This window comes from Corynebacterium sp. L4757 (assembly GCF_043673995.1).
Classification (GTDB): domain Bacteria; phylum Actinomycetota; class Actinomycetes; order Mycobacteriales; family Mycobacteriaceae; genus Corynebacterium.
The window spans coordinates 52,234-66,068 of the sequence record NZ_JBIMEN010000006.1 but is presented as its reverse complement, the minus strand read 5'-3'; the positions used below and the strand labels follow the sequence as shown (position 1 = coordinate 66,068).

Annotated in this window: 15 protein-coding genes; 6 read left to right on the top strand and 9 right to left on the bottom strand. The window is 53.5% G+C overall.

Features of this window, described 5'->3' with window-relative positions:
• Positions 1-89 precede the first annotated feature (89 nt).
• From ACG98I_RS08645 to ACG98I_RS08630, 4 genes are read right to left on the bottom strand one after another with little or no spacing between them, the layout of a single operon-like run.
• Positions 90-350 (bottom strand): glutaredoxin, encoded by a 261-nt coding sequence (locus ACG98I_RS08645; RefSeq protein ID WP_394720048.1) that lies wholly within the window; start codon positions 348-350, stop codon positions 90-92.
• Between the two features lie 16 nt (positions 351-366).
• Entirely contained in the window at positions 367-609 is a 243-nt protein-coding gene (locus ACG98I_RS08640; protein WP_394720046.1) for a glutaredoxin domain-containing protein, read from the bottom strand.
• 29 nt (positions 610-638) lie between these two features.
• A complete protein-coding gene (locus ACG98I_RS08635) occupies positions 639-1,523 on the bottom strand; it encodes a VOC family protein (protein ID WP_394720045.1) in 885 nt (294 codons plus the stop codon).
• Positions 1,524-1,564: 41 nt separating this feature from the next.
• On the bottom strand, positions 1,565-2,326 hold the full coding sequence (locus tag ACG98I_RS08630) for a TetR/AcrR family transcriptional regulator (protein ID WP_394720044.1): 762 nt from the start codon (positions 2,324-2,326) through the stop codon (positions 1,565-1,567).
• A gap of 554 nt (positions 2,327-2,880) precedes the next feature.
• On the opposite strand from ACG98I_RS08630, the gene ACG98I_RS08625 reads away from it, so the two are divergent.
• Positions 2,881-3,474, top strand: a complete 594-nt coding sequence (locus tag ACG98I_RS08625) for a VTT domain-containing protein (RefSeq protein WP_394720267.1) — start codon at positions 2,881-2,883, stop codon at positions 3,472-3,474.
• A gap of 91 nt (positions 3,475-3,565) precedes the next feature.
• Here ACG98I_RS08625 and ACG98I_RS08620 read toward each other — a convergent pair whose 3' ends face one another.
• The gene (locus ACG98I_RS08620; RefSeq protein ID WP_394720043.1) at positions 3,566-5,041 is read right to left on the bottom strand and encodes an NAD-dependent succinate-semialdehyde dehydrogenase; all 1,476 of its coding nucleotides are present in this window, start codon (positions 5,039-5,041) and stop codon (positions 3,566-3,568) included.
• A 103-nt stretch (positions 5,042-5,144) separates the two neighbouring features.
• Positions 5,145-5,882, bottom strand: coding sequence for a sulfite exporter TauE/SafE family protein (locus tag ACG98I_RS08615; RefSeq protein ID WP_394720041.1), 738 nt, complete (start codon positions 5,880-5,882; stop codon positions 5,145-5,147).
• Between the two features lie 349 nt (positions 5,883-6,231).
• Between ACG98I_RS08615 and ACG98I_RS08610 the strand changes: the two genes are divergently transcribed.
• Positions 6,232-6,897 carry a DUF1801 domain-containing protein gene (locus ACG98I_RS08610; protein WP_394720040.1) on the top strand — a complete coding sequence of 222 codons (666 nt, stop codon included), beginning with the start codon at positions 6,232-6,234 and terminating at the stop codon, positions 6,895-6,897.
• 27 nt (positions 6,898-6,924) lie between these two features.
• Here ACG98I_RS08610 and ACG98I_RS08605 read toward each other — a convergent pair whose 3' ends face one another.
• On the bottom strand, positions 6,925-7,647 hold the full coding sequence (locus ACG98I_RS08605) for a TIGR03089 family protein (RefSeq protein ID WP_394720038.1): 723 nt from the start codon (positions 7,645-7,647) through the stop codon (positions 6,925-6,927).
• A 90-nt stretch (positions 7,648-7,737) separates the two neighbouring features.
• A complete protein-coding gene (locus ACG98I_RS08600) occupies positions 7,738-9,390 on the bottom strand; it encodes an LCP family protein (RefSeq protein WP_394720037.1) in 1,653 nt (550 codons plus the stop codon).
• A 298-nt stretch (positions 9,391-9,688) separates the two neighbouring features.
• Here ACG98I_RS08600 and ACG98I_RS08595 point away from each other — a divergent pair, with 298 nt between their 5' ends.
• The 3 genes from ACG98I_RS08595 (at position 9,689) to ACG98I_RS08585 (ending at position 12,664) form a co-directional block, all read left to right on the top strand.
• The gene (locus ACG98I_RS08595; protein WP_394720035.1) at positions 9,689-10,585 is read left to right on the top strand and encodes a glycosyltransferase family 2 protein; all 897 of its coding nucleotides are present in this window, start codon (positions 9,689-9,691) and stop codon (positions 10,583-10,585) included.
• 103 nt (positions 10,586-10,688) lie between these two features.
• On the top strand, positions 10,689-11,801 hold the full coding sequence (locus ACG98I_RS08590; protein WP_394720033.1) for a sugar phosphate nucleotidyltransferase: 1,113 nt from the start codon (positions 10,689-10,691) through the stop codon (positions 11,799-11,801).
• Between the two features lie 614 nt (positions 11,802-12,415).
• On the top strand, positions 12,416-12,664 hold the full coding sequence (locus ACG98I_RS08585; RefSeq protein ID WP_147581137.1) for a WhiB family transcriptional regulator: 249 nt from the start codon (positions 12,416-12,418) through the stop codon (positions 12,662-12,664).
• Positions 12,665-12,725: 61 nt separating this feature from the next.
• Here the strand turns inward: ACG98I_RS08585 and ACG98I_RS08580 are convergent, their stop codons facing one another.
• A complete protein-coding gene (locus tag ACG98I_RS08580; protein ID WP_394720032.1) occupies positions 12,726-13,196 on the bottom strand; it encodes a metallopeptidase family protein in 471 nt (156 codons plus the stop codon).
• Positions 13,197-13,310: 114 nt separating this feature from the next.
• Between ACG98I_RS08580 and ACG98I_RS08575 the strand changes: the two genes are divergently transcribed.
• A complete protein-coding gene (locus ACG98I_RS08575; RefSeq protein ID WP_394720030.1) occupies positions 13,311-13,769 on the top strand; it encodes a DUF3499 domain-containing protein in 459 nt (152 codons plus the stop codon).
• Positions 13,770-13,835 lie beyond the last annotated feature (66 nt).

Genomic DNA, 13,835 nt, shown 5'->3' with positions numbered 1-13,835 from the left:
TTCATTCTTAGTTTTCTAGGAACTAGATCCCACTGTAGGTAAGAATGTGACCTACGGCCATAAATGCGTGAGTCAGGGGGAGGGGAACGCTACTTTTGCACAACGTCCTCAACGTTTAGCGTGACAGATGCTGCATCTTCATCGACGATAAACGCAGGAATGCCGAGATAACCTTCGGCCTTAGCGTCATCAAAGGCTGGATTAGTATCGCGCAGGCGCGTGAATTCTTTGAGCGCTGGAACTGAGCCGGTGATGTCAACGAATTCATAGGAGGTCTGGGAATCTTCCAGCACCTTATGTGCATCAACGCAATCTGGGCACATCATCGTGCCGTAGAACTTCAAAGCCATGTTGGTCTCCTTTGGGCTATTTAACGTCATCAACAGATAGTGTGATTTCACCGGAGTCGGTCACAAACGCTGGAATCCCAATGCGGCCTTCGTTGCGTGGGAGATCGAAGAGCGCGCTGGAATCACGTAGCTGCAAGAACTCTTTGAGGTTGTCTTTGGAGCCGATGACATCAATGAATTCATAGGCTGTCCCAGCTTCATCAAGAGTTGCTTTTGCTGCCCGGCAGCGGCTGCATTCGGTGGAACCATAAAACTTCACGCTACGCTCCTTAACATTTCGCGTCGAGATTAAAAGTCATCGATGATGAGCTTCTTCATCTTCATCATGTTTTCAAACCCCTGGGGACGGGCGAGCAGCTCTTCAAGGTTTTCAGGCGCAATCTGCCAACTGACCCCGTACTTATCTTCGAGCCAGCCACAGACTTCTTTTTCAGGAACTGCAGACAATGCATCCCAGTAACGGTCAAGCTCTTCCTGATCTTTGACAATGATCATGAATGAAGTCGCCATGCTGAATGTGAATGGTTGTTCCACGCCAGAGTCCATTGCGCTAAACCATTGATCCATAAGCTGAAAGTCGGAGAACACCACGTGGTGTTGCTGTGGAATGGTGTCAGGCGAATCGGTTCCTGCCGCGCCCATCGCGCCATAAGTAACGCGATTACCGAGCTGGGCATCATCAAAAATCGCGATATAGTCATCTGTTGCTTCAGCTGCTTTGCCCTGAGCGGGGCCACAAAACATCAAATTTGGGACGATGAATGGGCGCGGATCGCCCTCAGGGTTGGTCAACATGAGCTGCCAGTTATAGCCATAGCGGTCAGCAACCCAACCATAGAATTCACTGAACGCGTACTCACCCAAGTCCATGAGTACGGTACCATCCTGGGTGAGCTTGTCCCACAACAATTGGAGCTCCTCACGTGGATTCTCCATTTTGGAAGGGTCATAGTTGACGAAAAAGCTCATAGCCGGAGTCGGCTTGGCATCCGGGCCGCCATTGATGAGCGCTATCTTATAGCCATCAATCTCAAGTTCAGCGGTAATGGGATCCCCAGTTTCTGGGTGGGCAACGCCAGTAGATGCTTGGGAATTAGGAAATGCGGAGGTATAGAATTCGGCGGCTTCACGAATATTTTGGTCAAACCAAAGGTGGGGCACGATCTTCTGCATGCCGCCGATTGTACGCTACATCACATTATTCTAGAGCAGGCTTATTTGCCCTTGTTCTTCTGGATGAGAACCTCAATGCCATCAAGTGCGCGCTCAATCGCGAAATCCAGCTGGGTATCATCAGTGGTTCGAGCGGAAGACTTAGGTACCTGGCTCAAGGTTGGGTACGCGTCTTCGCCTTCTTTTTCCAGGGATTCGGTCAACAGCTCATGACGCTGGGCCGCAATGGCGTTTCGCGCATTGACTACATCGCGAGTGTAAGCAGCGCAGGTATTGGTGATGACGGCGGAACAACGGATGGCCTGGTCAATGTCCAGACCAGCTTCGGTCATTGAACGCATGAGCTGCTCGGAAGCATCCAGGAAGCGAGCGGCGTTATTGGACCCAGTCTGCAGGTAGTCCGACAATAGCCCAGCCGCGAGCATGCCATTTGCCGTGCTGTGTGCGAATGCTGATGCAACGGTGCGCCAGTCGGCGTCCTGTGGCACGTTGAGTTCATCGAATGCCTCAGAAAATTCAATGCCAGCAACGATGCTGAGTAGGTTCTCGCGATCGTGGACATAGTGATTAAGCGCCTTGCGGTCTACACCGAGGGTGTTGGCGACAGCTTGCATGCTTAATTGGGTCTGCGGCAATGAACGCGCAGCATCTACGATTTTCTCAATGCTCAAACCGGCGCGGTGTCCACGCGGACGGCGGAACCCTTCTGGTGGTTTGGTTGGGGACGCAGATTGTCCGACATTGCCCTTTGTGGTTGCAGTGGCGTCGGCGGAATTTTGGGGATCGCTATTTGTGTCAGGCACGACTCTCACAATACAAAAAGTCTTAACTCCTAGTGCAGGAATTTGGGGCAGGGGTGTGGGGAAAGTGCTTAGCCTGCAACTTTAAAATTCTACCGGGGGTGATTGGAGTTTGGGGGTGTATGTGTCATGACAGTAAAGGTGTCGTTTCTGTTTCGGATGCGGTAGCAATTTTCCCGTAATGGAAAGGTGTTAACCTTGTCTAATTCATAACTGAAAGTTAAAGCGTTAATTAAACGGTTTGAAGTGATAGTGAATGAAACCGATAGGCGCGGATCGAGCTACGGGGGTACTCTTTTGGACATTCGGTCATATTCTTTGCGAAATGAAAGCGAACTTCTGCGAAAGATTTAGGTGCATATGATACAGAATCTCGGGCTGGGAAGTGTGGATGTGAGATGCCTTTCTCGATTCCGAATCCCAGAAATGACTTAGGTAAGCTATAGCTAATGGAATTTCAAGGGTGCCAATAACGTTGATTGATAAGTAGGACGTTAGGTACAGCGTGTTGCGAAACCGCTACGAGAATAAGTGGAGCGAGTGCTGAGTTGAATGAGATGATTGCAGACTTCCCATTCTGGGGTGCCTGGGTTTTTATGTTCATACTCGGAACGCTTCGCGGACAAGGCACTTATTGGATTGGTCGCGGTGCATCGAGGGCTGCGACTCATATCGGAAGCGACAACGATTCTCAGAGCAAATGGGCGAAGATCAAAGCCTGGCTCAATAGCGATAAGACCAAAACCGGCCGAACCTTGATTCATAAGGTCGGTGTCGTTGCTGTCCCGTTGAGCTATCTCACCGTTGGTTTGCAGACTGCGGTACTCGCTGGTGCTGGCCTGGTGCGCATTCAATGGTGGAAATTCACCCTCGCCCAGATTCCGGGCGCGATGGCATGGGCAACAATCTATAGTGGCGTCGGGCTTGCCGGCTGGAGCGCGATAATGGCTCTGTTTACCGGTAATGGTGCCGTAACAGCGTTCGTACTCGTGATTATTGCCGCAGTAGTGATCGCAGCAATCTGGTTTATCTCCAAATCTATTCGAAACAAATCCTCTCACCAGACTTCCGCTGCCTCGGCAGATATGGATGGGGCAATAGATTCCAAGGAAATATACGCCGCTGAAGATCGTTCCGAATTGCGTCACTAATCCACAGTAGGTGGGCACAGAAAAGTCACCGTCTCCATTCCGTCTTGATGACTGGAGGAGACGGTGACTTTTAAGTAGTTAAAGCGCTGCTTTACTTACTGGTATAAGGGTTGCGAATACCGATGTACTGCACGGAGGTGTATTCCTCAATGCCTTCGGCGCCGCCCTCGCGGCCCATGCCGGACTGCTTCATGCCACCGAATGGAGCGGCTGCGTTGGAGATGACCCCAGCGTTTGCGCCCATCAGTCCAAACTCCAGGCCATCAGCAACACGGAACATACGGTCCATGTTCTCGGTATACACATAAGATGCCAGGCCGAACTCAGTATCGTTGGCAATCTTCAACGCTTCATCTTCATCGGAGAAAGTGATGATTGGAGCGACTGGGCCGAAGATCTCCTCCTGAGCCACGCGTGCATCAGCTGAGACGTTGGTCAGAACGGTTGGCTTGTAGAAGAAGCCCGGGCCGTCTACCTTTTCGCCACCGACCAGAACCTTAGCGCCCTTCTCCACGGCGTCATCAACGAAGGAAGCAATGGATTCCTGCGCCTTCTTCTCAACGAGTGGGCCGCAGGTAACGGATTCATCCATGCCATTGCCCAGGTTCAGTGCGCCGATCTTCTCAGCGAACTTCTTGGAGAATTCATCTGCTACGGACTCGTGGACGATGAAGCGGTTAGCAGCGGTGCAGGCCTCGCCAATGTTGCGCATCTTCGCGCCCATAGCGCCTTCAACAGCCTGGTCGATATCAGCGTCTTCAAAGACAATGAATGGTGCGTTGCCGCCGAGCTCCATGGAGGTGCGCAGAACATTGTCAGCAGCAGCCTTCAGCAGGGTCTTGCCCACTGGGGTAGAGCCAGTGAAAGAGACCTTGCGGAGGCGGGAATCCGCCATCAAAGGACCAGAGATAGCAGAAGCGGAATTACCGCAGACTACGTTGAGAACACCTGCTGGAAGACCGGCATCAATCATGGTCTGAGCGAAGTACTGGGAAGTCAGTGGAGTCAGCTTCGCTGCCTTCAAGACCATGGTGCAGCCTGCCGCAACAGCTGGAGCAACCTTTCGGGTTGCCATAGCCAGTGGGAAGTTCCATGGGGTGATGAGCAAGCATGGACCGACAGGCTTGCGGCGGGTGATCATGTTCAGAGTGCCTTCAGGCGCTGGGAACGAACGGCCGTAGTCACGGACTGCTTCTTCAGAGAACCAGCGCAGGAACTCACCACCGTAGGTGACCTCACCGCGGGCTTCAGCCAAAGGCTTGCCCATCTCCAAGGTCATCAGGGTTGCAAAGATTTCCGAACGCTCATGCACGAGGTCGAAAGCGCGGCGCAAAATGTTGGAGCGCTCACGTGGAGAGGTCGCAGCCCACTCATCCTGAACTGCGCATGCTGCATCCAAAGCAGCCTTGGCATCTTCTTCACCAGCAGAAGCGAGGGTTGCAATTACTTCACCGGTCGCCGGATTTTCCACATCAAAGGTCGCGCCGTCTTTGGCATCTACCCACTGCCCACCGATGAGAAGTCCGGTTGGCACCTGGGACAAAACCTCTGAAATGTTCGCGGTCATGTAAATCTCCTTAAAATTGTTTCTTGACCTTACCCACACTAGTCCTAAACGGGCATTGTGGGGTCAAAAAATGTTGGTGATCTTTATCCATCCGTATGGATGGTTAGGGCAGGAGTGCCTGAATGATCAGAACGATCGATGCACTAATGGATACGATGATGACAATCCGGTTGAGTACTACTCGGTCAACGAAACGATTGAAGTAATTAGCGGCGAATAGTCCGATGATCGCGAGTGGCAGATATAGGGCTGCGACCTTGAGCTGATAGGTACTAATTTGCCCACCGATGCCCAAGCTTGCCATCGATACGAGACTGCCCACCACAAATGTCGCAGACAACGTGCCGCGTGCTTTAGTGGGGTTAAACGACTTCATGAGCAGCGCCATCGGGGGTCCTCCAATGGAGGTGGAAGTGCCCAGGAAACCAGATGTTGCGCCCGCAATTACTGTGTTAGCCACATTGATTTTTGGGGTCCAGCCCAATGAACTCAAGACCATGGTGAAAATAACGGCGCAGCCGATGAAAATCTGAAGAGAATTAGTGGACAATACCGCGAGCGCCCAAACTGCGAGAGCTGTGCCTGGAAGACGAGCAATGCATGAATAAAGGACCATTTTCCAGTCAGTTTCAGCCCATGAACGGTGCAAGGTTGTGCACGCAATGACAAAAGCGAGGCAGAGTACGACAACTGGAACCAGTTCTGGCTTTAATAAAGCGATAATCGGGGTCGCAATGGTGCCGAGACCAAATCCGATGACGCCCTGGACCGTAGAACCGATCAGGATGATGATTCCAAGAAATATATAGGGCAATGCGTCATTGAATGAGGTGATGTCCACCGAAAAGTGCCTTTCGCCGGCGATTGAAGATCCAGATGACTAGGTTACGCTCTTTGTAATTGCATAGCGCAATTGCACGAAATGGTCACACGACCTTCCCTTAGCCCCTAGTCCATGCAGAGGACTAAGGCTTGGAATATGAAGAGGTGAACCCTGGTCTCGGGTGGATGACCAGGGTTCACCTTCGTCGGGGCGGGGCTGCCGGACAATCATCGGGGGGATTACGTCGGGCGCCGCTCAACCTCGCAATAATTATGCTATCGATTGTCGCTTGTGTATGCATCATCAAAAAGATTGATACTGCATTCTAGCTCTATCCTGGGTATATAGATCTGTTTAAGATTGTGGCATGACAGTATTTGATGCAATCCCTGGCGTTGGCAGTCCTGCTCGTAGAGCATTAGAAGGAGAAGGTTTCTCTGATTTGGAATCGCTCGACGGGCAAGATTACAAGAAATTGCTCGCCATCCATGGGGTCGGTAGGCGTGGCTTGGAGCGTCTACAGAAAGCTTTAGTCGAGCGCGGGTTGAGTCTTTCGGGAGATATTCCACAGCCTGAGGAGCGCAAGAATGAGTGGAGTATCGGGCACACCGGAGTGCAGTCAGAAGATATTAAAACTAATGCTGGCAGTGACTCTGACCTAGAGGAGTACCTAGAAACACTCGAGGCTCGGCGTTTGGGGCATGCGGAGATTCTTTTTGAGATCTTCAATCGGGCTACCGGCGATTCCCCGAGGCTGTGGGGCCCTTCCATGATTGGCTACGGTGAAGCGCATTATAAATATGCCACCGGTCGTGAAGGTGATACTTTCCGCGTGGGCTTTTCCCCACGCAAAGCCAAACTGTCACTGTATGGGCTCCAGGAAAGCCTTCGGTGGGAGGAGCTAAGTCACAAGCTTGGGAAGCACACCACTGGTGCATCGTGTGTCTATGTCAATAAACCAGAAGACGTTGATCTTGATGTTTTGGAAACTCTGGTGCGAGAGACATGGGAGCACGGCCCAGCTGATTGCTAAAGAGCGCTCAGCTGTTTAGAGCCATAGCTAGAGCCGAGCGGTGGTGTTTTCGTTGTTGGCAATGTGCTCGAGTCTTTCAGCGGTGCTGAGACCAGCGACGATAACTGCGGAACCACCAGCGGCAAGTGGATGTATGACTGACTGGGTGAAGGTGTCATTATCGTGCCAGCCGGTGGAAAGCAGCCGTTCTGGATTACCTGCATCGGGATAAAGCTCTGGTAGTGGGGTGGTGTGGCCGAAGTAGTCATCGCCGTAGAAGCGAACGGTCGGGCCGAAGTCAACGGCGCCGGCAGGCAAACTTCTGCCGGATTCTACGACCCCGCGGCCGAAAGGATCATCGGTGACCAGCACGATATCCGGGGAAGAACCATCAGATGCGACCGCAATATTGCCCGCGCTATAAAGCTCAAACTTGTCAGTTGACGTAAACACAGCATCAGCTGTCAAAGCTTCCTCGCCGGAATCGGTGAGGTTGGCATCCACGGTTGCGGAATTAATGAATTCAAAAGACGAACCCGCGGCGAGCGAACTAAGAGCGATGACGGCGGCTTGCCACGTGACAGGCAAGTCAATGAGCAAAGTGGAATCTTCATCCAATTCCAGTTCTTCGCCGAGCATATTCGCAATCTTTGAGACCCAGTTCTCCAGCGTTTGGGCTGAGAAATCCATGCGTGCGCCGGTGGATTCGTTATAGACCGTCAAACGAGGGGTGGCGGCATCAGAAGTCAACAAATGATTAAGCAAGTCCATACTCGCCCATCGTAAACAAAACCCGTGAATCTCGGCGAAGCGAGATTCACGGGTTTTAGATTAAACGAGACTCAGACTATGTGAGCGGTGCTAGTTGACGCAGCGTGGGCCGTCTCCACCCGCGTCGATTTCAGGGCTAACCTCAGCAGCGCCGAAATCTTCACCAGGGGTGCCCACTGCATCCTCAGCGCTTGGCTGGTTGGTGGAAGTTTCAGGCTCAGTGGAAGATTCATCCAAAGGACCGGAGTAATCATCGGCGGTCACAATCACCATGGAAGAAGCATCCAGACCAGCGTTAGCGGTCACTGGCAGGCCACCCAACTGCTCAGCTAAGGCGAGCGCGCGTGGGTCTTGTGGGTCAGCGGCAACAATCTGGGATTCGCCATAGATGCCCGGCATGGCATTGGAGGTTTCCACCACGGTGTAGCCAGTCTGCTCCAGCCATGCGGTCAGACCGCTAGCCATGCCTGTCACGGAACCCGCATTGAGAACGTGCAGGGAGATGTCTTCAGCGACTGGTTCTTCACCGGTGTCTTCGGTTTCCTCTTCAGTTTCCTCCGGTGCAGGTGCAGCGGTAGAGGTTTCCTGGACCGCCAAGTCGTCAAAGAACTGCTGGACCTGGTTTGGGTCAACGGTGACAACAGACTCGCCGTAGTCACCAACACCGTCCACGGAGGTAACCGGGATGGTGTTGAACGTAACGTTGCCACCCGCGAGATTCGCCAGCTGTGTGGCAAAGCCCATGATGTCCCAGTCCTCATCAATCACGACGGAGCGCTCAACTGCCTCAGAAATTCCACTGAGCGTGCCAGGGGAGGTCAATGTACCAGTCGATAGAACCTTATTGACCAAAGAAGCCATGAAAGCCTGTTGGCGCACGATACGGTCCAAGTCATTACGTGGCAGCCCATAGCGCTGACGCACAAACGACAATGCTTCTGCGCCATTCAACGTCTGCTCACCAGCAGGGAACTTTGCGCCTGACATTGGGTCATCGACGGCATTATTCAGGCAGACATCTACGCCGTTGACGGCATCGGTCAGCAGCACAAAACCCAAAAGGCCGACTTCAGCGTAGTGGTCAATTTCAATATCGGTAAGGCTGCGGACAGTCTCCAGCAGAGCCGCACGGCCGGCATCCACACCAGCCTGCTCAATTTCCTTGTCCGTCATTAACTCTGAATCTTCAGCGCCTTCTGCACGCTTAGCTTCATTTTCCGTCACCAACTTATCGACGGCGTCAGACTTATGAGCAGCATAGACACCATTAATCTTCATGTTGCCATATTCTTCATCGTGAACATACGTATCACGTGGAATAGAAACAGCAGTGGCACGGGAGCCATCATCAGGCACGCGAATGACCATCAAAGTATCGGTGTTTTCCTCGCCATCATCGACGCCGGCATGAAGAGCCGCCAACTCTTCATCGGAAAGCCTATTGCCGTGGGCATCGGTACGGGAGTCGGAGCCGACCAGCAAGATATCAACGGCGCCGTCAATATTGTTTTTGAAACCCTGGCCGCCGCCGTCTTCACCGCCCAAGTTGAGGTTCGACGCAGAAGACATGCCGCCGCCGAGCCTGCCGACGGTGAAATAACCAATGCCGGAAATAATCAAGATGATCACAGACAGTAGGGCAATAACGGTCTTTAATGCCACGGAACCTGTCTGAGAAGTCGCCGGAGCTTGCGTAGGCGCAGGTTGAATATCACGCGCTTTCCGGAAATTTTCAGAGCTCACTTAAATTTTCGCTTCCCTATTTGATTAGGCGGGCTGGTCTAGTGGGTACTCATTCTAGGACATGCAGCGATGAATCCCGCATCAATACCAAAGCGTTGGCGCAATGATCGGCCAAATCTGGCGAAAATATCTCAAACTTCTCCTTATAATATATGGACCATTTCACGGGGTTGTGGTGCGTCGGAGTAGCAAAGGCAAAATAGTTTCACGCCAATTGTGAGTTAGCGGTCACAGGTCGTGGCCCCGGCAGTGTCAAAGGCTGCTTGGGGACGTAGGTTTGGGTACGCTAAGTGCCATCGTGAACGACTTAACTACATCTCAACCAACTGCGGAAGCGCTTCCCCTAGGCATTGTCACGGTGACTTTTTCACCGGGTGACTACCTCGGACGCTTCATCGACTCGATTTCGCATGCTCTAAATCAAAACGTGCGAATCGTGTTGGCAGATAATGGCTCCACCGATGGGGTCCCGCAGGCTGCTGCCGCCAGCCACGAGTGCGTGGAATTTCTAGATACCGGGGGAAACCTCGGTTATGGCGGCGGTATGAATGCTGGCGTTGAGTCTTTGCGCGCCGCGCGTGCGGCAGGGGAGATCGACCCGGATTTTGTCCTTTTGGCAAACCCAGACGTGGAATTTAGCGAAGGCAGTATCGATAAGCTCATTGCTGCGGCTAGGCGCTGGGGGAATGCCGGCGCTATTGGCCCGCGCATTGTGGAACCCGATGGCACGAACTATCCATCAGCTCGTGCGGTGCCCACGATTATCAGCGGGGTTGGGCATGCTCTTCTGGGGAAGATTTGGCCTAATAACCCATGGTCGCGGGCATACCGTGATGATGAGGACATGACCACTGAAAGGTCAGCCGGCTGGCTTTCTGGTTCCTGCGTGCTGGTGCGATGGGATGCTTTTGAAGCCATTGGCGGCTTCGATGAGCGCTATTTCATGTACTTGGAAGATATTGATTTAGGTGACCGCCTTGCGCGGGCCGGGTATGTCAATGTCTTTTGCCCCTCAGCGGTGATTACGCATGCTAAAGGGCATTCCACTTCGGCGCATTCACGCAAGATGCTGCGTGCCCACCATGAATCTGCCTATCGGTTCATTGCGGACCGCCACCCGCAGCCTTATCAAGCACCGCTGCGGTGGGCAGTGAAACTGGGGCTTTCTGTGCGCTCACTCCTAGTGAGTTCTTAGGATTTAATCCCGCGCCGCAGCAATGAAAAGCCCTTATGGCGACATACAATCTGGGCAAGAATTCAATTAGCTTTTATTTTAGAAAACTGAAAGGTTGCCGTTCATGGCGAATAGCCTTCACAGCGATGCGGGTGAACAGAGTCCACAGCGAGATGTTGATGCGGTGATTTTGGTCGGCGGACGCGGTACGCGTCTGCGCCCTTTGACCATTGGTACACCAAAGCCAATGTTGCCTACGGCGAATCACCCTTTTCTTCAGCACCTATTGGCGCGGATTCAAGCGGCGGGCATCAAGCACGTGGTGATGTCCACGTCTTTCAAGGCGGAAGTTTTTGAAGAGTACTTCGGCGACGGCTCCGAGATGGGCCTGGAGATTGAGTACGTAGTTGAAGAAACCGCGCTGGGAACCGGTGGCGGCATCCGCAACGTTTATGATCGCCTGCGTCATGACACGGTCATGGTGTTTAACGGTGATGTTCTCTCCGGCATGGATCTTGGTGGCATTGTGGACGCGCATCATGAAAAGGATGCGGATCTGACCATGCACTTGCTTAATGTCCGCGATCCGCGCGCGTTTGGCTGCGTACCCACCGATTCCGATGGACGTGTACTGGAGTTTTTGGAAAAGACCGAAGACCCACCAACGAATCAGATCAATGCTGGTTGCTACGTCTTTAAGAAGTCTTTGATTGAGACTATTCCAGAAAACCGCGTGGTTTCTGTAGAGCGTGAGACCTTCCCTGGAGTGCTGGAAGCCGGCTATGACGTTTTTGGCCATGTGGATAATTCCTATTGGCGCGATATGGGTCGCCCCGATGACTTCGTCCGTGGCTCCTCTGACCTGGTTCGCGGCATCGCGCATTCGCCGCTGCTAGCTGGTCAGACCGGCGAGTCCTTGGTGGACCCATCGGCAGGTATTGCTGGCGGGGTACTGCTGCTCTCCGGCACGTCCGTGGGCCGCGGCAGTGAGATTGGCGCGGGCAGCCGCATTGATGGCACCGTCATCTTTGATGGGGTGAAGATCGAACCAGGCGCGATTATCTCCAATTCCATCATTGCTTCCGGCGCGCGTATTGGCGCGAATGCCCATATTGAAGATTGCGTCATCGGTGAAGGTGCCTCTATCGGTGCTCGCTGCGAGCTGCAGTCTGGTATTCGCATCTTCCCGGGCGTCGACATTCCAGACGCAGGCATTCGGTTTAGCTCCGACGCCTAAGCTTGACTCCGCACAGCGAGTTGCCTCATTCATTGCTTCGGTCCGCGTCCTGCGGATTGAAGCCCATCATCGATTGATGCGGGCGCCTAGTGCATCTGTCTATTGCGGAAGCTTTCTCATGTCCGCTGCATCCTAGCTGCGCTTTGCAGTGAAACCCTGCGTGGAGTCTGCTTCCCTCCCTAAGTGAAATCCGCGTGATGCACGCTTTTCTTTCCGTGGTGAAATCCGCGTGAGGCGGGTTTCATCCTCACAGGTGGATCCCAGAAAACTAGGGTTTTGTGGCGACACGCCGTAGTTTTCTGAAAATAGTTAACAGGATTAAATGGCGCTACTACATGTAGTACCCCCGATCGCTAACCCCTCTCGTGAACTTCTGTGACTGGTGTGACTGGTGGGGATCGTGACGTGCGCTTTCGGGGTGAAAGGGAAATATTCCCGCAAATCGGGTTGACGATATTTAGTGTTTCGGTGTGTAATCACATCAGTGTTATTCGCGCTTCCACACCAGTGTGTTGCGCAATATCAAACCATTATTTAACCCAACTACGGAGGAAGGAATCGGCGTGGATAAACCAAATAACAACGCCATTCTCCGTGGCGGTGCTGCTGCAGAGATGACGCTCGATGAACTCTTTGGTGCCGTCGAGCAGGAGTGGCAAGACCAAGCTTTGTGTGCGCAAACTGACCCGGAGGCGTTCTTTCCCGAAAAGGGTGGCTCGACTCGTGAAGCGAAGCGCATCTGCCAGGCTTGTGCCGTCCGAGATGAGTGTCTGGAATACGCATTAGAGCATGATGAGCGATTTGGCATTTGGGGAGGGCTCTCAGACCGTGAGCGTCGCCGCCTGAAGCGTCAGATTGGCTAGGACTGCCAATGCCAGCGAACAACTTTAACCTCACCATTACCGGTGGGGTTGTTGTTGTTTTCTACCAGTTGAAACGAGGGTCAATGACCTCCGGGTCGATGTTGAGGTAGTTCGCCACGAGCGCGGTGAGTACTGCGCTGATGAGTTCTTCGCGCTCTTGGCGGTTGGCGCAACGAGACTCGATGGGCTTTCGGAAGACCACCAGGCGCGCACGCGTGGGTCGGCCGTGGGAGTCAACGCCTGCGGGTACCACGCGTCCCAGTGGGACGGGGCCATCGGCCACGATGTCATCGGGAAGCACTGCCATGTCTGCCCGCAGGCGCATGCGTGGCACGGTGTCAACGGCGATGTCTAGGCCCATAAGTTCATTCAAATATGCATTGTGGATGGGGGAGTAGGCTTCAAGCACTTCCATGTCGAAGCGCTGGCCGCGGGTACGGAAGCGCGGGGTTTGTTGCGGCAACAAGGGCCCACGGGGGCCACGGCCATGGCGGTCGCGTCCGGGGCGGATGTGGTTGCGCGCGGTATTCATGGCTCACATTGTAGGACGCAGTCACGGATATTTCGGCCGCGCCACGAGCTCAAGGTGGGGTGAGATTGCGCTCAAGACTATCTAAATCTCAACTTAGGGTTTAGACTTGTTCGCGTGACTGAGATTCGTCGTTGTTCCCGCCCTGGCTGCGGCCGCCCGGCCGTAGCGACGTTGACCTATGCCTATAGCGAGCAAACAGCCGTTGTTGGCCCGCTCGTGGAGGAAGAGGACCCACACTCCTGGGATTTGTGCTCTGACCATGCGGATAAAATCACCGCTCCTCAAGGCTGGGAGTTGGTGCGCGTGGATCATATTGAGCTCTTTGATGATGAAGAACTCATGGCGCTGGCTGAAGCTGTGCGCGAAGCGGGCCGCGTAACCACGGGATTGGTTGATGATGACACCACGGGTGGTGGCCATGATCCGATTGACTATAAGGCCAACTTTGATGGCGCTGACCCGCACCGCTCAAACCACCCCGTCTTTCGCACCCGCCGCGTGGCTGATGCGCATCAGCGTCGCCGCGCACATCTATCGGTCGTACCTGACTCATCACCTGAGTCTGAGCTATGAATTCGCTAACAGCATCTCGTTCTTAGCCCCTCAATTGCCTATTTTGCGTGCTCCTGCGGTTAAACT

Bases quoted from the DNA above. Each gene is read 5' to 3' on its own strand.
- ACG98I_RS08645 (WP_394720048.1), bottom strand. From the start codon at position 350: ATGGCTTTGAAGTTCTACGGCACGATGATGTGCCCAGATTGCGTTGAT.
- ACG98I_RS08635 (WP_394720045.1), bottom strand. From the start codon at position 1,523: ATGCAGAAGATCGTGCCCCACCTTTGGTTTGACCAAAATATTCGTGAA.
- ACG98I_RS08625 (WP_394720267.1), top strand. From the start codon at position 2,881: ATGATTGCAGACTTCCCATTCTGGGGTGCCTGGGTTTTTATGTTCATA.
- ACG98I_RS08620 (WP_394720043.1), bottom strand. From the start codon at position 5,041: ATGACCGCGAACATTTCAGAGGTTTTGTCCCAGGTGCCAACCGGACTT.
- ACG98I_RS08610 (WP_394720040.1), top strand. From the start codon at position 6,232: ATGACAGTATTTGATGCAATCCCTGGCGTTGGCAGTCCTGCTCGTAGA.
- ACG98I_RS08605 (WP_394720038.1), bottom strand. From the start codon at position 7,647: ATGGACTTGCTTAATCATTTGTTGACTTCTGATGCCGCCACCCCTCGT.
- ACG98I_RS08590 (WP_394720033.1), top strand. From the start codon at position 10,689: ATGGCGAATAGCCTTCACAGCGATGCGGGTGAACAGAGTCCACAGCGA.
- ACG98I_RS08585 (WP_147581137.1), top strand. From the start codon at position 12,416: ATGACGCTCGATGAACTCTTTGGTGCCGTCGAGCAGGAGTGGCAAGAC.
- ACG98I_RS08580 (WP_394720032.1), bottom strand. From the start codon at position 13,196: ATGAATACCGCGCGCAACCACATCCGCCCCGGACGCGACCGCCATGGC.